Source organism: Pseudomonas sp. SG20052, from assembly GCF_031766055.1.
Taxonomy (GTDB): Bacteria; Pseudomonadota; Gammaproteobacteria; order Pseudomonadales; family Pseudomonadaceae; genus Aquipseudomonas; species Aquipseudomonas mandelii.
In genome coordinates this window covers 6,555,879-6,575,500 of sequence record NZ_CP134498.1, presented here as the reverse complement: position 1 = coordinate 6,575,500, position 19,622 = coordinate 6,555,879, and the positions used below count along the sequence as shown (strand labels likewise).

At 59.0% G+C, this 19,622-nt stretch carries 22 protein-coding genes; 9 read left to right on the top strand and 13 right to left on the bottom strand.

Annotated elements, in window-relative coordinates; genetic code table 11:
• Window positions 1-147: 147 nt before the first annotated feature.
• Window positions 148-1,359: an aldose 1-epimerase family protein gene (locus RHP74_RS30285; protein WP_077748592.1), complete on the top strand. Its 1,212-nt coding sequence runs from the start codon at window positions 148-150 to the stop codon at window positions 1,357-1,359.
• 341 nt (window positions 1,360-1,700) lie between these two features.
• Here the strand turns inward: RHP74_RS30285 and RHP74_RS30280 are convergent, their stop codons facing one another.
• From RHP74_RS30280 to RHP74_RS30270, 3 genes are all read right to left on the bottom strand, one after another.
• A complete protein-coding gene (locus tag RHP74_RS30280; RefSeq protein ID WP_083375476.1) occupies window positions 1,701-2,279 on the bottom strand; it encodes a hypothetical protein in 579 nt (192 codons plus the stop codon).
• A 57-nt stretch (window positions 2,280-2,336) separates the two neighbouring features.
• Window positions 2,337-3,830 carry a YifB family Mg chelatase-like AAA ATPase gene (locus tag RHP74_RS30275; protein WP_311096873.1) on the bottom strand — a complete coding sequence of 498 codons (1,494 nt, stop codon included), beginning with the start codon at window positions 3,828-3,830 and terminating at the stop codon, window positions 2,337-2,339.
• A 178-nt stretch (window positions 3,831-4,008) separates the two neighbouring features.
• On the bottom strand, window positions 4,009-4,179 hold the full coding sequence (locus RHP74_RS30270; protein ID WP_311096872.1) for a hypothetical protein: 171 nt from the start codon (window positions 4,177-4,179) through the stop codon (window positions 4,009-4,011).
• A gap of 197 nt (window positions 4,180-4,376) precedes the next feature.
• On the opposite strand from RHP74_RS30270, the gene RHP74_RS30265 reads away from it, so the two are divergent.
• Entirely contained in the window at window positions 4,377-4,655 is a 279-nt protein-coding gene (locus tag RHP74_RS30265; RefSeq protein ID WP_311096871.1) for a HigA family addiction module antitoxin, read from the top strand.
• On the opposite strand, the gene RHP74_RS30260 is transcribed toward RHP74_RS30265, so the two are convergent.
• The gene (locus tag RHP74_RS30260; protein ID WP_145306588.1) at window positions 4,652-5,179 is read right to left on the bottom strand and encodes a Bro-N domain-containing protein; all 528 of its coding nucleotides are present in this window, start codon (window positions 5,177-5,179) and stop codon (window positions 4,652-4,654) included. The genes RHP74_RS30265 and RHP74_RS30260 overlap by 4 nt on opposite strands.
• A gap of 420 nt (window positions 5,180-5,599) precedes the next feature.
• Entirely contained in the window at window positions 5,600-5,860 is a 261-nt protein-coding gene (locus tag RHP74_RS30255) for an accessory factor UbiK family protein (protein ID WP_010465113.1), read from the bottom strand.
• Window positions 5,861-6,277: 417 nt separating this feature from the next.
• Between RHP74_RS30255 and glnK the strand changes: the two genes are divergently transcribed.
• The 4 genes from glnK (at window position 6,278) to sutA (ending at window position 9,056) form a co-directional block, all read left to right on the top strand.
• Window positions 6,278-6,616: a P-II family nitrogen regulator gene (glnK, locus tag RHP74_RS30250; RefSeq protein WP_002555808.1), complete on the top strand. Its 339-nt coding sequence runs from the start codon at window positions 6,278-6,280 to the stop codon at window positions 6,614-6,616.
• Window positions 6,617-6,653: 37 nt separating this feature from the next.
• Window positions 6,654-7,991: an ammonium transporter gene (locus tag RHP74_RS30245; protein WP_010465110.1), complete on the top strand. Its 1,338-nt coding sequence runs from the start codon at window positions 6,654-6,656 to the stop codon at window positions 7,989-7,991.
• A 214-nt stretch (window positions 7,992-8,205) separates the two neighbouring features.
• Entirely contained in the window at window positions 8,206-8,631 is a 426-nt protein-coding gene (locus RHP74_RS30240) for a secondary thiamine-phosphate synthase enzyme YjbQ (RefSeq protein ID WP_008030499.1), read from the top strand.
• 101 nt (window positions 8,632-8,732) lie between these two features.
• Window positions 8,733-9,056 (top strand): transcriptional regulator SutA, encoded by a 324-nt coding sequence (sutA, locus tag RHP74_RS30235; protein WP_010465107.1) that lies wholly within the window; start codon window positions 8,733-8,735, stop codon window positions 9,054-9,056.
• Between the two features lie 195 nt (window positions 9,057-9,251).
• Here the strand turns inward: sutA and RHP74_RS30230 are convergent, their stop codons facing one another.
• From RHP74_RS30230 to RHP74_RS30200, 7 genes are all read right to left on the bottom strand, one after another.
• Window positions 9,252-9,962 carry an HAD family hydrolase gene (locus RHP74_RS30230; RefSeq protein ID WP_311096870.1) on the bottom strand — a complete coding sequence of 237 codons (711 nt, stop codon included), beginning with the start codon at window positions 9,960-9,962 and terminating at the stop codon, window positions 9,252-9,254.
• Window positions 9,959-10,858, bottom strand: coding sequence for a tyrosine recombinase XerC (gene xerC / locus RHP74_RS30225; protein WP_010465103.1), 900 nt, complete (start codon window positions 10,856-10,858; stop codon window positions 9,959-9,961). Before xerC ends, RHP74_RS30230 begins: the two co-directional genes overlap by 4 nt.
• Window positions 10,859-10,860: 2 nt before the next feature.
• Window positions 10,861-11,586, bottom strand: a complete 726-nt coding sequence (locus RHP74_RS30220) for a DUF484 family protein (protein ID WP_010465101.1) — start codon at window positions 11,584-11,586, stop codon at window positions 10,861-10,863.
• Window positions 11,587-11,599: 13 nt separating this feature from the next.
• Window positions 11,600-12,430, bottom strand: a complete 831-nt coding sequence (gene dapF, locus RHP74_RS30215; protein WP_010465099.1) for a diaminopimelate epimerase — start codon at window positions 12,428-12,430, stop codon at window positions 11,600-11,602.
• A 4-nt stretch (window positions 12,431-12,434) separates the two neighbouring features.
• Window positions 12,435-13,682 (bottom strand): diaminopimelate decarboxylase, encoded by a 1,248-nt coding sequence (lysA, locus tag RHP74_RS30210; protein ID WP_010465097.1) that lies wholly within the window; start codon window positions 13,680-13,682, stop codon window positions 12,435-12,437.
• A gap of 9 nt (window positions 13,683-13,691) precedes the next feature.
• The gene (gene lptM / locus RHP74_RS30205) at window positions 13,692-13,865 is read right to left on the bottom strand and encodes an LPS translocon maturation chaperone LptM (protein ID WP_010465096.1); all 174 of its coding nucleotides are present in this window, start codon (window positions 13,863-13,865) and stop codon (window positions 13,692-13,694) included.
• A 154-nt stretch (window positions 13,866-14,019) separates the two neighbouring features.
• Window positions 14,020-14,967: an IS110 family transposase gene (locus tag RHP74_RS30200; protein ID WP_042932411.1), complete on the bottom strand. Its 948-nt coding sequence runs from the start codon at window positions 14,965-14,967 to the stop codon at window positions 14,020-14,022.
• Window positions 14,968-15,354: 387 nt separating this feature from the next.
• Between RHP74_RS30200 and cyaY the strand changes: the two genes are divergently transcribed.
• The 3 genes from cyaY (at window position 15,355) to rnk (ending at window position 16,597) form a co-directional block, all read left to right on the top strand.
• The gene (cyaY, locus tag RHP74_RS30195; protein WP_010465094.1) at window positions 15,355-15,687 is read left to right on the top strand and encodes an iron donor protein CyaY; all 333 of its coding nucleotides are present in this window, start codon (window positions 15,355-15,357) and stop codon (window positions 15,685-15,687) included.
• Between the two features lie 4 nt (window positions 15,688-15,691).
• The gene (locus tag RHP74_RS30190; protein ID WP_010465092.1) at window positions 15,692-15,910 is read left to right on the top strand and encodes a DUF1289 domain-containing protein; all 219 of its coding nucleotides are present in this window, start codon (window positions 15,692-15,694) and stop codon (window positions 15,908-15,910) included.
• Window positions 15,911-16,186: 276 nt separating this feature from the next.
• Window positions 16,187-16,597 (top strand): nucleoside diphosphate kinase regulator, encoded by a 411-nt coding sequence (rnk, locus tag RHP74_RS30185; protein ID WP_010465090.1) that lies wholly within the window; start codon window positions 16,187-16,189, stop codon window positions 16,595-16,597.
• A 5-nt stretch (window positions 16,598-16,602) separates the two neighbouring features.
• Here the strand turns inward: rnk and RHP74_RS30180 are convergent, their stop codons facing one another.
• Entirely contained in the window at window positions 16,603-19,446 is a 2,844-nt protein-coding gene (locus RHP74_RS30180) for a class I adenylate cyclase (RefSeq protein ID WP_311096869.1), read from the bottom strand.
• Between the last annotated feature and the right edge of the window lie 176 nt (window positions 19,447-19,622).

The window sequence follows — 19,622 nt, the reverse complement described above, 5'->3', positions numbered from 1 at the left end:
AACCGTATGAGACTAGCGTAAGCGTGCGGAGGTTGCATGGGGGCAATGTGAATTGATTTGGGAAGACTCGGACGTCCGCTTTTTTAAGCTTGCTGAATCGTTTCATCAGCGCTATAAAAAATGCACAACTCCAAGAAAGGCTTCCCCATGACCCCGCTCAAATTAGTCGTTGCCCTTGGCGCGCTGTCCGCCTCCCACGCCATGGCTTGGGACTACGTCCTGCTCGACAGTGACAAGGCTGCCCAGAACTGGCAGATCACCAGCCAGCAACTCGGTGTCAAAACCGACAAACCCTTCTCCGTGACCCTGCGCACCTTGCACGGCGGCCGGCAAGAGGGCGTCAGCATCGTCGACATCGATAACGGCACAATGAAACTCTCGGTGGTGCCCACTCGCGGCATGAACGTGTTGCAAGCATCGGTCGGTGATGTACGCATGGGCTGGGACTCTCCGGTCAAGGACGTGGTCAATCCGTCCTTCATCGAACTCAACGGCCGCGGCGGACTGGGCTGGCTCGAAGGCTTCAACGAACTGGTGGCTCGCTGCGGCTACGAATGGGTCGGCCATCCCGGCATCGACAACGGCGAACTGCTGACCCTGCATGGCCGCGCCGCCAACATCCCGGCCAGCAAAGTCACCCTGCACATCGACGAAAAACCGCCTTACGCCATCAGCCTGCGCGGCGAGCTGAAAGAGCAGGCGTTCAAAAAAGTCGATTTCTCGGTGGTGACTGAGTTGGTCACTGAGCCCGGCAGCGTAGCGTTCGCCCTGAACGACACGTTGACCAACAACGGCGACTACCCGAAGGAATACCAGGCGCTGTACCACAGCAACTTCAGCACGCCATTCCTGGAGCAGGGCGCGCGTTTTGCGGCGCCGGTGAAACAGGTGTCTCCGTTCAACGACAAGGCCAAAGGGGATTTGCCGGATTGGCAGACTTACCGTGCACCGACCAAGGACTACGACGAGACGGTTTACAACGTCGTGCCTTATGGCGATGCCAAGGGCGATACGTTGACTGTGTTGCATAACAAGGCCGGGAGCCTTGGGGTGTCGGTGGGGTTCAATACGCAGCAGTTGCCGGTGTTTTCGTTGTGGAAGAACACGGATACGCAAGGGCAGGGGTATGTGACCGGGTTGGAACCGGGGACGAGTTTTTCTTACAACCGTCGGTATCAGCGGCCGATTGGTTTGGTGCCGATGATTGGCGTTAAAGAGCAGAGGCAGTTTCAAATCCATTACAGCTTGTTGGCAGATAAGGGGGCTGTGGATAAGGCGTTGAAGCGTGTGAGTGAGATTCAAGGTGGGCGGGAGACTGAGGTAAGGCAGGCGCCGCTGGTGGATTTGACCAAAGAGTAAGCGGCCTTTCGAGATGAGCAGTGGAAGTCTGTGTTCACCGCTCATCAAAAGGCTAAAAAGGAAGTCTCATTTCTGACGCTTGTGCCGCATCAAACAGACGCCGGATGAAATCGCAGTCGTTCCAGGTTTGGTTGGTATAAAACCGATGCTCCTTATTTCCGATCTCGTCGATGTAATAGATAACGTACTCCGCATATTTCTCGTCGGCGTTGAAGCTGTAACGCAATGAAAGAGAAAAGTCATTTTCCTTGAGTTTCACAAACGAGTTGTTGTCGTCATAACTCCAGGAGAATTCGCCTCTCTCCGTTCTCGCGGTGAGTGCTTTGATGAAATCGAGAAATCTAGGCGGTAGCATATTGACGCCCTCTGGCCGGGTTAACCTTTTCGAGGTTTTCTTTGATGTTTTCAAGATTGTGGTGAAGAAGGATTCTGATCGGCTTTTCGAGCGGAGCGTTTGCCGTCGCGAAAACCCCTTTTCTGATGGTGATTTCAGTTTCTCCAAGGATATTGTCAATCCTTTCGAACTCCTGACCTGTACCGGGTATTTTGGCAAACAGAATCCTGAAATGCTGATAGCACTTCAGCGCCAATGGATAGTTTTCGGTGTCCACATAACCTGCTGCTTCATTGAGCGTCGCAAGGCATTCACTGACGGCCGAGGCGCCTTCTACAGCTTTTGCGTCCTTGAGTATTCTGTTGGCTTCAGCACTGATGCTGCGTGAGTAACGAACACTGTGCAGAACTTCGGATATTGAAATGATTAGCGCGACGATCGTAATGACTGTGCCAATGTAGGAAAAGTTGTTCAGGGTTGTCGGAGAGCCAACAACAATTTCCTGCTGCAATAGCGCCGCCCATACGATAGCAATGCTTATCAGGCAATAGACGAATCTGATCCAATGACTTCTTAATAACTTCATGTATTACTGACGCTCTCTCTGAATATTATCTGAATGATTTGCTGTGATAGTCATCGATTACGCTGAGGCCGGTCGGTATTGCAGCGCTTCCGCCAAATGCTCGCGTGTAATTGCATTTACCTGTTCAAGATCTGCCAATGTACGGGCTACCTTTAGCAGGCGGTGGGCCGACCGGAGTGACAAGGTCAAACGCTCGCAGGCGGTTTCCAGCCAGGCTTCATCGGTTGTGGATAACTCGCAGTGTCGACGCAGGCCCGGCAAATCAAGGAATGCGTTGGCACAACCTTGGCGTTTGTTTTGACGCTCCCGGGCGGCGGCGACCAGTTCCGCAGCAGTGGCGGTGTCATCACCGGGTTTGAGCGCAGGATTCAACGCCGTGGCTTCCCGCGCGACGGTCAGATGCAGGTCGATGCGATCCAGCAGCGGTCCTGACAGTTTGTTTCGGTAACGCTGGACCATGTCCGGTGTACAGCTGCATTTGCCACTGGGTTCGCCGAGATATCCACAGGGGCAGGGGTTCATCGCGGCCACCAATTGAAAGCGGGCCGGAAACCTCACGCGGTCCTTGGCGCGGGAAATTACGATGTGGCCGGACTCCAGCGGCTCCCTTAAAACCTCCAGCACCTTGCGATCGAACTCCGGCAGTTCGTCGAGGAACAGCACGCCATGGTGGGCTAGGGTGATTTCGCCGGGTTGTGGTTTAGAACCACCGCCCACCAATGCAGGGCCGGAAGCCGAGTGATGGGGCTGGCGGAACGGTCGTTGCGGCCAATGGCTCAAGGGCACGCAACTGGTGACGGATTGAATGGCTGCGACTTCCAGCGCCTCGTTTTCGGCGAGCGGTGGAAGCAAACCCGGCAAACGACTCGCCAACAACGTTTTCCCCGTCCCCGGCGGTCCGCTAAATAGCAGGTTATGAGCCCCAGCCGCCGCAATCAGCAAGGCGCGCTTGGCCGAGATTTGCCCCTGCACTTCATTCAAGTCCGGATAGGGTTTGCTGGCGTAGAGCAAGCCATTGGAAACGTAGGGTTCAACCGGCGTATGTCCATTGAAGTGCGCAACGGCTTCCAGCAGGTGATCCACTGCAAACACCTTCAATCCCGACGCCAGGCAGGCTTCTTCGGCATTCTCCCGCGGCACCATCAGCGACCGCCCGGCCTTGCGTGCGGCCAGCGCAGCCGGCAATACGCCTCTCACGGCACGTACCGCGCCTGACAGTGCCAGTTCTCCCAGGCATTCAATGTCATCCAGTGTCAATGTCGGCACCTGCACGCTGGCGGACAGAATCCCCAAGGCGATCGCCAGATCAAACCGTCCACCATCTTTAGGTAAGTCCGCAGGCGCGAGATTCAGCGTGATGCGCCGCGCCGGAAATTGCAGGCCTGAATTGATGATCGCGCTACGCACCCGGTCCTTGCTTTCCTTCACTGCCGCTTCGGGCAAACCGACCATCGTCAGGGACGGCAAGCCATTGGCCAGATGGACTTCGACGGTGACGGCGGGCGCATCCACGCCAATCTGGGCGCGGCTGTGGACGATGGAGAGGGACATGGTCGTTCCTTGAGCTAAACGAGAGGCCGCTTCCTGCGGGTTTTTTAAGGGTAGACGGGGAGAGGAAATTGGTGGGGCGGTTACGCGAGCAAACTTTCGCGGGATGTTACGGCTAAGAACAAGAGCATCGGCGAGGTACAAAAAAACCGCCACTAGACGGTTTCTATCTCGAAAAAATTCAGCTTCGTCCACCGGCCAACCAACCGCTTGGCTCAAGTTCTTTGCCATACGCGATGGCGACTTCAATAAAGCGTCGTTGATTGGCCGATAAACTTCCAGCCAAGCGACGTGCTTCGGCGTGAAACTCGGCAATTTGTAAGAGCTTCGCCTTTCGCTTTTTCGGGCTCATTAGAACCTCCTGGGATTGGATGTTTGTTTGGCGGAAAGCGTAGAGGAGCGGGTGCGAACTATTAAATCAGGCTGGAGAGCTGCTTTTTGTAGGACCGTGCCTAAAAAGTTGAAGGACGACGGTGAAAGAGCGTGGATGGTCTTGCGATCAGAAGGTTGCTGCTTATGATCTCGCTGAAACAGCCGTAGAAGACGCGAATGAAAAGGAATGGAATGCGCCCGATTCATCCAGGTGAAATTCTCAGCGAAGAGTTTTTGAAGCCGCTGGATATTGCAACCGCGGCTTTGGCTCGATTGCTGAACGAGCCAGAGGCGGAAATAGGCGATGTTGTGAGTCAGCAGGTCGGTGTCAGTGCGGGTCTGGCGAAGAAGCTATCTGGTCACCTGAACACCACGCCCGAGTTCTGGCTGAACCTGCAAGCGACTTACGATTTGCGGGAAGCTGGAATCGAACGTGGTAGGGCTTTAAATACTTAAAGCGATTGCAAGATCCGCGAAGCACGCTTCCACCAAGGCGCATTGACCGTCCGTTGCGCCCGTTCACCCTCCGCAAGCATCTGCGGAACATCCTGCAACCGAATCCACGGCTGGTTATTCCAGTGCAGCAAACTCAGCGACATCTCCGGCCAGTTCAACAGACTCAGGACCGGGCGTTCGCTTGACGTCGGTTGTTGGGCGTCTCTGAGGGCTGGCACTACGTTGTGGGTCAGCCATTCGCGCAGGCCTCGGTATTCGGGGCAGTAGTGGTAGATAAGCAGGGCGTAGACGCCGGATTCGCTGATTAGCAGGGTGTTTTCGAGGGTGCCGTGGATGACGACTCGCGCGGATTGATGTTGATCGGGATCGAGTTTTCGGACGGCGCGTTCGTCGAGGAAAAGGCGAAGCAGACGGCCCAGGTCTCGGGCGCTGAACCAAGGCTGGTTTTCGATCAAAAGCGCGTGGAGGTGGAGTTTGTGGCGGGTGAAGACGTGAGGGACTAGATAAGCGTTATCGCAACTCATTAATACAGCTCCTTTTGCTAAAGAGGCTGCCGTCAATCGTCGCCAAACAATTGGGTGGCAGCTGTACGCGGGTTGGCGAACCGGAGCAAAAGGAACCCGGCAGACCCGAAGGTCTCCCACGCACAGCCGCCATGACTCGAGAGATGGTCGTCGTACGCCTTAAGCTTCCAGGTCGCCAAACCCAGTGCTGAATATTCAGCTGAGAATGAGCTTAGGAGCCTGGGCTTCACGGCGCTATCGGACGGCGGTGGTGATCTTTGTAGGACGTTGCCGAGATGGTGGCGGGGCGGCAGATCAGAAGATTGCAGCCTTTGACAGGTCCTACAGGGTTGGTCTGGCCAGTGTGGGAAGGCTGGTAGACCGAGGTGACTCTAATCGCGAGCAGGCTCGCTCCCACAGGGGGTTGCGTTGTCAGCAGGGTTACTCGGCAGGCGGATTCAGCTTCGCTTCCAGCTCCGCAACCTTCGCTTCGAGGCTTTCCAGCCGTGCCCGGGTCCGCGCCAGCACAACCATCTGGCTATCAAACTCTTCCCGGCTCACCAGGTCCAGCTTGCTGAAGCCGCTCTGCAACAACGCCTTGAACTGGCTTTCGATTTCGCTTTTCGGCAATGGGGTTTCGCCGCTGAAGAGGCGGGAGGCGGTGCCGCTCAGGGCGTCGAGGAAATCTTTGGGTGCGAGCATGGGAAATGTCCTGTCAACAATGGCGGGCAGTGTATCACGCAGTGTCTATAGTCAATTCCGTCAGCAGGGATGCACGCTTTTCGCGCATGTGGACAGACGGCTGCGCACTGTTGTTGTGCGTAACCGTGGGGCCGATTGAGGAAAGGGGCTGTTGGCAGCGGTCAAGGGGTTGAATTCAGTGGGTTTTGGCGAGATGGCAAGCTTTCTGCTTAGTCAGTCGTAACCCATGCACTGATGCAGTCGCTGTGACGAATGCAGTGCGCCAAGCGGAACGGGGAGTTGTTTCGTGAGGAGCGGTTAGCTGGCGTCGGACGGGCAGGTAAGGTCGACGATGCGTTACAAAGCCAGGCACTGCGCTTAGACTTGAGTCGGGTTTGTTTTCCTGGGGCAAGTCCACCAATTCGGGAGAGAGTTTTCATGAAGCTAGTCACTGCCATCATCAAGCCGTTCAAACTGGACGACGTGCGCGAGTCGCTGTCCGAGATCGGCGTGCAGGGCATTACCGTTACTGAAGTCAAAGGCTTCGGTCGGCAGAAGGGTCACACCGAGCTGTATCGCGGCGCGGAATACGTGGTCGATTTCCTGCCTAAGGTAAAGATCGATGTCGCCATTGACGACAAGGATCTGGACCGGGTTATCGAGGCGATAACCAAGGCCGCCAACACCGGCAAGATCGGTGACGGCAAGATCTTCGTGGTCAATCTGGAACAGGCGATTCGCATCCGTACCGGCGAAACCGATACCGACGCGATTTAAACGCCGCCACAAACCCAACGCCCCAGGAGAAAACAATATGACTCTGCGTAAATTCGCAGGGCTAGGAGCCCTGTTGTCCCTCGTAATGCCCAGCCTGGCTATGGCGGCAGACGAAGTGGCGGCCCCAGTCCTCAACTCCGGCGATACCGCCTGGATGATGACCTCGACAGCCCTCGTGCTGTTCATGACCATTCCCGGCCTCGCCCTGTTCTACGGCGGCATGGTTCGCTCCAAAAACATTCTTTCCGTGATGATGCAGTGCTTCGCCATTACCGGTCTGATCAGCATTCTGTGGGTCATTTATGGCTACAGCATCGCGTTCGACACCACCGGCATGGAGCAGGGCGTCGTCAACTTCAACTCGTTCTTCGGTGGCATGGGCAAGGCATTCCTCGCCGGTGTCACGCCGTCGAGCCTGACCGGTCCTGCGGCGCTGTTCCCTGAGGCGGTGTTCATCACCTTCCAGATGACCTTCGCCATCATCACCCCTGCGCTGATCGTCGGTGCCTTCGCCGAGCGGATGAAGTTCTCCGCCATGCTGATCTTCATGGGCGTGTGGTTCACCTTGGTTTACGCACCGATTGCGCACATGGTCTGGTCCGGCAACGGCGGCCTGATGTGGGATTGGGGTGTGCTCGACTTCGCGGGCGGCACCGTGGTGCACATCAACGCCGGTGTGGCCGGTCTGGTTGCGTGCATCGTGCTCGGCAAGCGCAAAGGCTTCCCGACCACCCCGATGGCACCGCACAACCTCGGTTACACCCTGATGGGCGCCGCGATGCTGTGGGTCGGCTGGTTCGGTTTCAACGCCGGTTCCGCCGCTGCGGCCAACGGCACGGCCGGTATGGCAATGCTGGTGACCCAGATCGCAACCGCCGCCGCTGCACTGGGCTGGATGTTCGCCGAGTGGATCACTCACGGCAAACCAAGTGCACTGGGTATCGCTTCGGGTGTTGTGGCCGGTCTGGTCGCCATCACCCCGGCCGCTGGCACCGTGGGCCCGATGGGCGCGCTGGTCATCGGCCTGGCAGCGGGCGTGGTGTGCTTCTTCTGCGCCACCACCCTGAAACGCAAACTCGGTTATGACGATTCCCTGGACGCCTTCGGTGTGCACGGCATCGGCGGTATCCTCGGCGCGATCCTGACCGGTGTGTTCGCCGCACCGTCCCTGGGTGGCTTCGGCACCGTCACCGACATCGCCGCTCAAGTCTGGATTCAGTGCAAAGGCGTGGGCTTCACGGTGATCTACACCGCGATCGTCACCTACATCATTCTCAAGGTACTGGACGCTGTCATGGGTCTGCGTATCACGGAAGAAGAAGAGGCCGTCGGCATCGACCTGGCACTCCACAACGAACGCGGCTACAACTTGTAAGCACGCGCATAAAAAACTTGCCCGGCTTGCCGGGCATTTTTTTGTCTGGCGTTTGTCAGTGAAGAGACTGCTGAAAGGTTTTTTCGTACACGTTTGGTGGCGTTTACGACGGGCGTTTTTCTGCGGCCAATGGCTTACATGATTGAAGGAATATTAGGGCCTTTGTTTTTTCCCAGAGCGCGCTAGAATGCGCCCCGAACGTGCGGAGAACTGTATGTGGCAACAGACTCTGATTACCCTGCGGGCACGGCCCCGGGGCTTTCATCTGGTAACGGACGAGTTACTCGCCGGCCTGCCTGAACTCAAGGCGTGCCGGGTCGGTCTGTTGCATTTGTGGCTGCAGCATACCTCGGCGTCGTTGACCATCAACGAGAACGCCGATCCGGCGGTACGTCGCGACTTCGAACGATTTTTCAATCGTCTGATCCCACAAGGAACAGACGGCTATGAGCATAACGACGAAGGCCTGGACGACCTCCCGGCGCACTTCAAGGCCAGCGTGCTTGGCTGTCAGCTCAGTTTGCCGATTTCGGCAGGCCGACTGGCGCTGGGGACCTGGCAAGGTGTTTATCTGGGCGAGCACCGTGATTTTGGCGGTGCCCGTAAAGTCCTCGCCACCGTGCACGGTGAAGAGGCATGAACCGCTGGTCACCAGCGGTTATTGAATTTTTCCGGCGGCTGTCGACAGACGGTGAAGCTGGGCTATAACTAATCTGCTTTTCGCAAGTCATGAGGTAGAACATGAGCGACGATGATCTGGAAAACGACGACCTCGAAGTAGGCGACGACGACGAAACCGAAGAAGGTCTGGAAGCAGCGGCCGAAGACGTCGCTGAAGACGACGGCGGTGAAACGCCCGTTCCGACCGCCAAAGGCAAAGCCAAGGCTGCGGTATCGGTCGATGAGCTGCCGAGCGTCGAAGCCAAGAACAAGGAACGCGACGCCCTGGCCAAGGCCATGGAAGAGTTTCTGGCACGGGGCGGCAAGGTGCAGGAAGTGGAGGCCAATGTGGTCGCCGATCCGCCCAAGAAGCCTGACAACAAGTACGGCAGCCGGCCTATCTAAGCGTCTGCTATTGGCTTGCTGAAAAGGCCCGCCGTCGCTGCGGGCTTTTTCATGGGCGGTAAAAAGCTCTGGGCCTGCGGCGATCCCCTGTAGGAGTGAGCCTGCTCGCGATTGCGGTGTGTCAGGCAACATAAATGCTGAATGTCACACCGCAATCGCGAGCAGGCTCACTCCTACAAGGGAATATCGGTGATCTCAGGATTGGTGCTGGGAATTCCACCGAGCCAGCAACGCCGGCAACTCGGTCAAACTGCGAATCTCGGCATCCGGTGCCTTCTCGGCTTCCCAGGCCTTGCGCGCCGGGTTAAACCAGATCGCCCGCAACCCCGCCTGCTGCGCCCCGGCAATGTCATCCCCCGGATGATCGCCGATATGCACCGCCGTCTCCGCCGTCGCACCGCCCCGTTGCAATGCCTCATGAAACAGGCGCGCATCGGGCTTGGCGATGCCGATGTCTTCGGCGCACAACGCAAACTTGAAGTAATCGGCCAGCCCCAGCCGGCGCACATCGGCGTTGCCATTGGTGAGCACACCCAGGGCGTAATGCTTGGCCAGGGTTTCCAGCGTCGGCTCGACGTCGGGAAACACTTCGATCTGGTGCCGGGCATGCAGAAACACTTCAAAACTCTTGTCGGCCAGGTCCGAAGCCTCGCCGTGGTCGTATCCGGCCTCTTCCAGCGCATGGAACAACACCCGGCGTCGCAGCGCGCTGATACGGTGTTTGAGGCTCGGTTCGAGGGTCAGGACCCGTTCCCGAATAGCCCACAAATGGTCCACCGGCAGCGCGCCCAGGTTCGGTGCGTGCTCGGTCAGCCATTCACGCAGTATGGCTTCGGCGCTGACGATCACCGGGGCGGTGTCCCACAGGGTGTCGTCGAGGTCGAAGGTGATCAATTGGATGGTCATGAATCATCGCCTTTAATGCGTTTGGCCCGTGGATGGGCGCTGTCGTAGACCGTGGCCAGGTGCTGGAAGTCCAGGTGGGTGTAGATCTGGGTGGTCTTGATGTCCGAGTGGCCGAGCAATTCCTGTACGGCGCGCAGGTCCTGCGAGGATTCCAGCAAATGGCTGGCAAAGGAATGCCGCAACATGTGCGGGTGCAGGTTCTGCCCCAGCTCGCGCTCACCAGCAGCTTTGACCCGCAACTGAATCGCCCGGGGGCCAAGGCGCCGACCTTGCTGGCTGACGAACACCGCATCGTCCGCCGGGTTAGTCATGGCCCGCAACGGCAGCCACAGTTCCAGGGCTTCACGCGCTTTTTTGCCGACCGGCAGCAGGCGAGTCTTGCTGCCCTTGCCGAGTACCTGAACCATGCCGTCGGCCAGATCCAGCTGATCCATATTAAGCCCGGTCAGCTCCGAAAGGCGCAAACCCGAGGAATAGAACAGCTCCAGAATCGCCTGATCCCGACGTGCCAGGAAGTCATCCTCCACCGCGCCTTCAAGCAGTTGCAGCGCGCGGTCGGTATCGAGGGTTTTCGGCAGCCGTCTTTCGCCCTTGGGCGGTGCCAGGCCGTTGGCCGGGTCGTGATCGCAAAGACCTTCGCGGTTCAAATAATGATAGAGCCCACGGACGGCCGACAGCAGTCGCGCCAGGCTGCGCGAAGATTGACCCTGGGAATGCAGGCGCGCGATCAGGCTGCGCAGACGCTGAATGTCCAGCGCGGCCCAGCTGCTGATGTTCTGTTTGACGCACCAGCCCAGCACTTTGTCGAGATCGCGGCGGTAGGCGTGCAGCGTGTGGGGCGACACCTGCCGCTCACTGCGCAGGTGTTCGCAGTAAGCGTCCAGTTGCCGTTCCATGGTCAGCGTACCGAGCGCAGGGAACTGTTGACCCGAGGCAGCACGCGACCCATGACTTCGGCGATGTAGCTCAGGAACAGCGTACCGACCGAGCTTTTGTAGTGTTGCGGGTCGCGACTGGCGATGGCCAGGACGCCGTGGATGCCTTGATGGCTGATGGCGACAACGGCGGTGGAGCCGATCTGTTTGCGCTGTTCTTCGCCGAACAGGAAGTCCAGTTCGTGATCGCGCAGGCTGCCGCTGACGCTTTTGTCTTCCGAGAGCAAGCCGCCAATGGCCGTTTGCGCGTCGGCATGGGTGACCCAGCGGCCCACCGGCATCGGGTTGTCACCCAGCAGGATCAGGCTGACAAAAGGCACCTGGAAGTCCTGGCGCAGACTGTCTTCGACGCTGATCACCACGTCTTCCAAGCTGCTGGCATCCATCAGCGCCAGAATCAGGCGGCGGGTTTTGTCGAAGAGGCGGTCGTTGTCGCGGGCCACGTCCATCAAATGCGAGAGGCGATGACGCAACTCAATGTTGCGGTCGCGCAGGATCTTCATCTGGCGTTCGACCAGCGAGACGGTATCGCCGCGCTGGTGCGGAATGCGCAAGGCCGGGAGCAGTTCTTCGTGCTCGACGAAGAAATCCGGATGAGCCTCCAGGTACGCGGCAATCGCCGCCGCCTCAAGGCTTTCGGAAGGGGATTCGTCGGGCTGTGGGGCGGGAACCTGGGGCTTATCTTTCATGGATTCGACTCTCTCAAAGACGCACTTGTCCTTCATAAACGCGGACTGCCGGGCCGGTCATCATGACCGGATGGCCAGGGCCTGCCCATTCAATGGACAGACGCCCGCCGGGCAGGTCGATCAATAGCGGCGAATCCATCCACCCCTGGCTGATCGCGGCCACTGCGGCAGCGCAGGCGCCGGTGCCGCAGGCCTGGGTTTCCCCGGCGCCACGTTCCCAGACGCGCAACTGCGCACGGTTCCGGTCGATGACCTGGAGAAAACCGACGTTGACCCGCGCCGGGAAGCGCGGGTGGTGTTCGATTTTCGGTCCCAGTTCATGCACCGGTGCGTTGTTGATGTCGCTGACCCGCAACACGGCATGGGGGTTTCCCATGGACACGGCGGCCAGTTCGACGGTCGTACCCTCGACATCGAGCTTATAACTCAAGGCCTGTTCTGGCGCGTCGAATGGAATCTCGGTCGGTACCAGACGCGGTGCGCCCATGTTGACACCAATCTGGCCGTCGCTGCGGATATCCAGTTCGATGATGCCGCTTTTGGTCTCGACGCGAATCTGCCGCTTGGCGGTCAGGCGTTTGTCGAGCACGAAGCGGGCGAAACAGCGCGCACCGTTGCCGCACTGTTCCACTTCGGAACCATCGGAGTTGAAGATCCGGTAGCGGAAGTCCACGTCCGGGTTGCTCGGCGCTTCGACGATCAGCAACTGGTCGAAACCGATGCCGGTGTGCCGATCGCCCCATTGCTTGGCGTGCTTGGGCAGGATGTGCGCGTGCTGGCTGACCAGGTCGAGGACCATGAAGTCGTTGCCCAGGCCGTGCATCTTGGTAAAACGCAGCAGCATGGGATTACTCCGGCAGCAGGCTTTCGCCAGCAAACAACTCGGCTACCGTCTCACGGCGACGCACTTCAAATGCCTGATCACCGTCCACCAACACTTCAGCGGCACGGCCGCGGGTGTTGTAGTTGGAACTCATGACAAACCCATAGGCGCCGGCCGAATGCACGGCCAACAGATCGCCTTCTTCCAGGGCCAGTTCACGATCCTTGGCCAGGAAGTCGCCGGTCTCGCAGATCGGGCCGACGATGTCGTAGGCGCGCGCCGCTGCAGTGCGCGGGCGCACGGCGGTGACATCCATCCAGGCCTGGTACAGCGCCGGACGGATCAGGTCGTTCATGGCCGCGTCGACGATGGCGAAGTCTTTGTGTTCGGTGTGCTTGAGGTACTCGACCTGGGTCAGCAGCACGCCGGCGTTGGCGACGATGAAACGGCCCGGCTCGAACACCAGCGCCAGGTCGCGACCGTCGAGACGCTCGCGCACGGCTTTGATGTAGTCGGCAGCCAATGGCGGCTCTTCATCGCGATAACGCACGCCCAAACCGCCACCGAGATCGATGTGGCGCAGGTAGATCCCGCAATCGCCGAGGCGGTCGACCAGGCCCAGCAGGCGGTCGAGGGCGTCGATGAACGGCGGCAGGGTGGTCAGTTGCGAACCGATGTGGCAATCGACGCCGACCACTTCCAGGTTGGGCAACTGGGCGGCGCGGATGTACACGTCTTCGGCGTCGGCGATGGCGATGCCGAACTTGTTCTCTTTGAGACCGGTGGAAATGTACGGGTGCGTGCCGGCATCGACGTCCGGGTTCACACGTAGCGAGATCGGTGCGCGAACACCCAGCTCGGCGGCGACCACTTGCAGACGCTCCAGCTCATCGGTGGATTCGACGTTGAAGCAATGGACGCCAACTTCCAGGGCGCGACGCATGTCGTCACGGGTCTTGCCGACACCGGAGAAAACGATCTTGTCGGCGCTGCCGCCGGCGGCCAGTACGCGTTCCAGCTCGCCACGGGAGACGATGTCAAAACCGGCGCCAAGACGGGCCAGGACATTCAGTACACCCAGGTTGGAGTTGGCCTTGACCGCAAAGCAGACCAGGTGCGGCATGCCGACCAGCGCATCGGCGTATGCCAGGTACTGGGCTTCGATGTGCGCGCGGGAGTAGACGTAGGTCGGTGTGCCGAAACGTTCGGCGATGGCCGACAGGGCCACACCTTCGGCAAACAGCTCCCCGCCACGGTAATTAAAAGCGTCCATGGCGTTCCCTTATTGGTAGACGTCGTGCTTGTGTGCTTTGGACGGCTGCTTTTGCGAGGACTGAGCCTGCTCGGCGGGATCCTGGGAATCGTCGGGCAGATACAGCGGGCCTTTTTGACCACAGGCCGACACAAGGCAGGCAACCGCGACGAGCGCAGCAAGGGAAGAGATCAGGCGCTTCATGGCGAAATCCTTGAAAATGCATTAATTGCGCCGGAGTATACCGGCCACCCGTCAGCTTGCCTATGCGACGGGGCTCCCGTCCGGCGGGGCTTGGCACGATGCTGGTCAGCCGGGCGCAATCCCTGTGGGAGATTCTATGGTTGAGGGGAAACCCTCAACTGACCTTTGACTGATATTCGCTCTGCCCTTTCAGCAAGGCGAATGCCACCCGCGCAAGCTTGCGAGCCAGCATCACCAGCGCCTCAGTAGTGCTGAAGCCCCGGGCTCTTTGGGCTTCGTAAAACCCTTTCCAGGCTTTCGTACGGCTAGCCGACATCGCTGCATTGTGCAGAAGCCGGCGGGCCTCGGGGTCACCGCGCTTGGTCAAACTGCGGCGACCGTCCTTCTGTCCTGATTTAGACACCCGTAAATCCATGCCCAGGAAGGCGATAAACGCATCCGCGTTTCTAAAATCCCCGCGCTGAAATGCAGTTATCAAGCGAGCCCCAGTCAAAAATCCAATGCCTTCAACTTTCAGGCAACGTTTCAGTTGACCGAGTAAACCGGCTTCTTTGAGCTGATCGTTGATCGTCTTTTCGATCAGCGTTTCAAGCTGCTGCATGGACTTCACTTGTTCTGCAAAAGCCGCTTTCAGCAGCGGCTCATTCGACCAACTCTGCACCAGGCCAACCCTAGCCTGGACCAAGGCAGCCCGGCGGCGGAAGAGGCTCAGGAGCTGGCGGTACAGCGGTGATGGAGGGGTCCAGGGGCGCAACTCCTCGGCTTCGTTCTTCAGGTAACGGGCCAGCAACTTGGCGTCCAGCGCGTCGGTTTTGGCGCGGATTTTCACGCCTTCGCGATAATGTTTGAGTTCATAGCCTCCCACCATGTAAATCGCACATCCGGCCTCATAGGCCAGATCAGCAAAGTCCAGGTGATAGATGTTGGTCGCCTCAATGGCAATAGCCACCGTCCCCGGCAACGTATTCAGCCACTGCTTGATGGATGTTTTAGTGTTGGGAATCTCTTTAAGCAAATCGTTATCAGCCTGATAAATCACCAGTTCATTCTTGGCGACATCCACGCCCACGATCGGTTTTGATAGAGAGACCGGCATTGCCATAGGATTTCCTCCGAGATAAGGTTTGAGCACTTGAAGGGCTCACCCAGAGGCGCAGGCTTGTTCCTATCGTCGGTCTAGCCAGATGCATTCTTTATCGGCGCTTGGGTGAAAGGAGGAGGGGCGAAATCTCCCACAGTCTGTACTGCGTCAACAGTCAGAATCGAGCCTTGTCCCTCCTCCTCCCTTCAAGTCCTACCATACAAGCGAGCCTGCTCGCGAAGGCGTAGTGTCAGTCAACATTGATGTTGAATATGATGGGCCCTTCTCGAGCAGGCTCGCTCCCACAGGTTTCGTGATCACCGTGGGTCGTTATCCTTTGCAATCACCGGGGCTCGCCCGTATCTTGCGGCGCTTGAGCGTGAACAGACACTTTTTGAGGTTGCCGTAATGAGTTTGACCGAAGCCCGTTTCCATGACCTGGTCGATGCCACCCAGCAGACGCTGGAGGATATTTTTGACGATAGTGGCCTGGATATCGATCTGGAGAGCTCGGCCGGTGTGCTCACCGTCAAGTTCGAAAACGGCAGCCAGTTGATCTTCAGCCGCCAGGAACCCCTGCGTCAGCTGTGGCTTGCGGCCGTGTCCGGTGGTTTCCACTTCGATTACGACGAAGAGAGCGAGCGCTGGATGTGCGACAAGAGTGAAGAACAATTGGGCGAGATGCTTGAGCGCATCGTCAAGCAGCAAGCTGACGTCGAGCTCGATTTCGAAGGCCTGTGAGACCGTGACCCAGCCTGCGCCCGTTCGTCCGCCCAAACCGCTCTACAGCAATGTCAGCCCGGCCGTGCCTTCGCCGTGCAGCGGTGTGTGTCGGCTGGACGAACAGAAGGTCTGCCTCGGCTGTTTTCGCCATGTCGAAGACATCCGCGAATGGCGCTCGGCGGATGATGATCGTCGCCGGGTTATTTGCGCCCAGGCAGTCCAGCGCAAAGCCTTGGCATAAGAGCTTTTGTGGCGAGGGAGCTTGCTCCCGCTGGGCTGCGAAGCGGCCCCAAAAAGCTTACGACTGCTGCGCAGCCGAACGGGAGCAAGCTCCCTCGCCACAGGCAAGCCTCTCTCAAAAATGTCAGCGCAGGTGCGTGGTCGCCGCTCACTTGTATATTTATTGAGCTGTGATAGTGTCCAGAAACGCCTCAACCCATCGAGGCTCGTGAAAACCCCGCCTTTTTCTGGCGGGGTTTTGCTTTTTTTGTGCAGAAGAAAGGAGTCTGCCTCAATCATGACCACACCTTCCATCACCCTTACTCGTCTGGACGTGCAACGTCTGGAGCGCCTGATCGACAGCCTGGATGACACGCTGCCGGGCGTCATTGCGCTGCAAACCGAACTGGATCGCGCCGATACCGTGGTCGGTCACGAAGAAGTGCCCGCCGATGTCGTCACCATGAATTCCCGTGTGCATTGCCGCGAAGAAGGCAGTGGCAAGGACTATCACCTGACCCTGGTTTATCCCAAGGACGCCAACGCCGACGAAGGCAAGATTTCCATTCTGGCGCCGGTCGGCAGCGCGCTGCTCGGCCTTAAAGTTGGCCAGCACATCGACTGGCCAGCACCAGGCGGCAAAACCCTCAAACTGACCCTGCTGGAAGTTGAATCCCAGCCGGCCGGGGGCGGTCATTTTCCGGAGTAAACCGCTTAGACCTGCTCGAGCGCCTCATTCAACGCGCGCTCCAGGTCGGCCTTGTAGCGCAAGTACAAATTACTTGAACCCTGACCATCACCGAGCAGGCCCGACAAGTCCAGGTCGGTGATGTAGCAGCGATAGCGCTCGATTTCCCGGCGCTGCTCGACGATCTCCTGGGCGACCACGCTGAACAATAGGTCGCCATACTCCAGCTCTGAAAATTCCCGCTGATTGCAATACAACGTGACCTGCACCTGTCCCGGCGCGGCTTTGCCGATGATCGCCTGCACGTCGTAGAACGGTTTATTGATCGGGGTTTGCGGCGCCGGCCGGGCTTCGACGCGCCGCGCCCGGCCAGGACCTGACGGCAATAGCTGGTAATACAACGTGTCGAGGTTCAGGGGCTGGGCGGCGTTCATCGGCAGCAACGCGTCGCGTCGGTACTGGATTGATTGCAGGAACCGTTGCAGCGGCACCAGCAGGCTTTGTTCGTCGTGATAGGGCAAGCGCTGCTGCCACAGGGCATTGAATTCATCCAGTACGTACAGCTCCGCCTGCTGTTCGGTGATTCGGTAGAACACTTGAATGCATTCGGGCTGGCCCATGGGCAGGATCAGCGCCAGGTCGTGGTCTTCCAGTGCCATCGGGTCCAAGTGCAGCGGGCTGTAGCTCGCCAGTTCTTCGCCCAGGTAATCGAACAGCGCCGGCAGCGTGGCGAGGGTGACGTGATTGACCTGGCCGGGCACCAACTCCAGCACGTGGTAATGCTGCTGGACCTGTAGCAGGTAGCGATGATTGAGCTGGCTCAGCAGCAGGTTCTGCGCCGTATCGAGGACCTCTTCGACCCGCCGAGCAATGAATTGCGCCCGGTTGTGGCAGAAACAACGCACCCTCAAACGGGGTTGTTGCGGACCGTTCGGCAAGTTGTTGAGGTAATCGCGCAGGCAGTCGAGCAGGGCGTGGGGGCCGTCGTAGCGGTTGACCAGCACTTCGTTCCAGCTGTTGAGCGTGACCTGGTCCAGGGTCAGCACCAGGTTTTCCCGGACACCGGCGTAGCTCAGGGAGTCGGTGCGCTCGGTGGTCATCAGGATATTCAGGTCGCGATGGTGCTTGAGCGGATCGACGCCGACGTTTACCAGAATCAGCACTTCACTCGGCACACTGGCGCGCAGCAAGGGCTCTTCGGCAACCGTCGCCAACGGCAGGGCGATGCTTTGTTGCAGGCTGCCGAGCAGGTTGAACAGTTCGAACTCGCTCAAATCGCTGGTGCCTGGGTGCAAGGCGAGGCGGGTGCTGCTGTCGATCACGCCGTTGCGGTGGCACCAGGTCAGCAGCTCCAGCAATTGGCGGCTGCGCTTGATTGGCGCGAAATGTTCCCACTCGTGGGCTGCCAGGCTGCCGTTGTATAAGCCCCACTGGGTTTGCCCGGGTTCTTTCTTGTTGGGCGCCTGCACCAGGGTCAGGGTGTCTTCGGCCAGGTCCGGAGCGATGCCGGGGTTGATGAACTCGACTTTGCCCGCTTTGCGCTCAAAGGCTGCATACAGCCGCCGACCCAGCACGTTGAGGTCGCGTTTGTTGATCAGGCTGGCGGTTTGCTCGTTGCGGGCGAACTGGGTCAGGAAGCGGTAGCTGTAGTTCAGTTCATTGACCAGGGCTCGGCGTTCGGTGCTGACCTGGCGGACTTTCCATTGGCTGCGGCTGTCGAGCAGCGCCAGCTGCCGCTGATCCCAGTGCCATTCGTGAGCCAGGCGCTCAAGCAGCGATCGTTGCCAGCTCTGGGTGCGACTGCTGCCGGTGAGCTTGCGGTTGACCTTCAGGTACAACGCGCGGCGTACCAGCTCCAGGCGCTCCGGCTCGCCCCGCGCGGTGAGGTATTCCTCGATGCGTCGGTAGACCACGATGTAGGGGTCGAGCTCGTCGAGGTCCAGTTGATTGGCGAATACCGCCTGCTTGAAGCGCAGGCTCAAGCAATGGACCTTGGGATGTTCGCTGGCATACACCTCGATCAGCAGAAGTTTGAGCACGGATTTGTAGGGCGACTCGATGCCCTTGAACAACTGCCAGAGCCCGGCGCCGATGAATTCCCCCGGCGGGATATAGGCCAGATGCCCCAAATCCAGCGACTCGTCCGCACGGATGAAGCGCTTGGACAGCAGCGTGTGGGTGTAACGGTCGTAGGCGGCTTCTTCGTAGACCGGCACCAGCCACCAGATTGGCGTGCGGCCGGCCAGCCAAATTGCGGTGCGGTAGAACTCATCCAGCAGCAGGTAGTGCTGGGTCGTGCCGCAGTCTTCCGAACTCAATTGCGTATCGCGCTCGCCGAGCACGAAGCGGGCCGGGTCGATCAGGAAGAAATGCGCCTCGGCGCCCTGGCTGGCGGCCCAGGCCTCAAGCAACTGGCACTTTTTGCGCAGCTCGGCGAGTTCGTTCTCGTTCAAGTCCGGGCTGTGACAGACCCACACGTCCATGTCGCTTTGATCGGCCTGGGCCAGGGTGCCCAGACTGCCCATCAGGAATAGTCCGTGGATCGGTCGCGGTGGATTGCTGCCGTGGCGTGGCTTATAGGAAAACGATCGGGTCAGGCGCTGGGCTTCGGCGAGGGCGTTGGCGTCAGGCTCGAAATTCGACAGCCCGGCCGGCGTGCTGCCTGACACATATCCTGGCAACAGCGGGTGATTCACGTGGAAAAACAGCGGCAGCAGCGTCAGCACCGTTTGTTGGCGGGGCGACAACCCTTCCATGGCACGGGCCATGCGGCCTTCGTTGAGCTTCAGAAAGCGAGCGCGCAGCTGGCTGAGAACCTTGCGGTCGATTCCCTCGTCCAGATCGGGGCGGATTTCATGGGTGCGGGTCATGTCAGCTCAAACCGGCTCGCGAAGCTCGGACGTGGGGTCTGCGGATGGGGGCAGTTTAGCGCCTCGGACACGGGACTTTTAAGCTGAATTTGTATTTTTGACGCCAGATTTCTACCGCGAGGCGACGTCAAGCCACAAAGTGTGCCCGCGGAAATCCCGTAGCAGGGGTTTCCGTG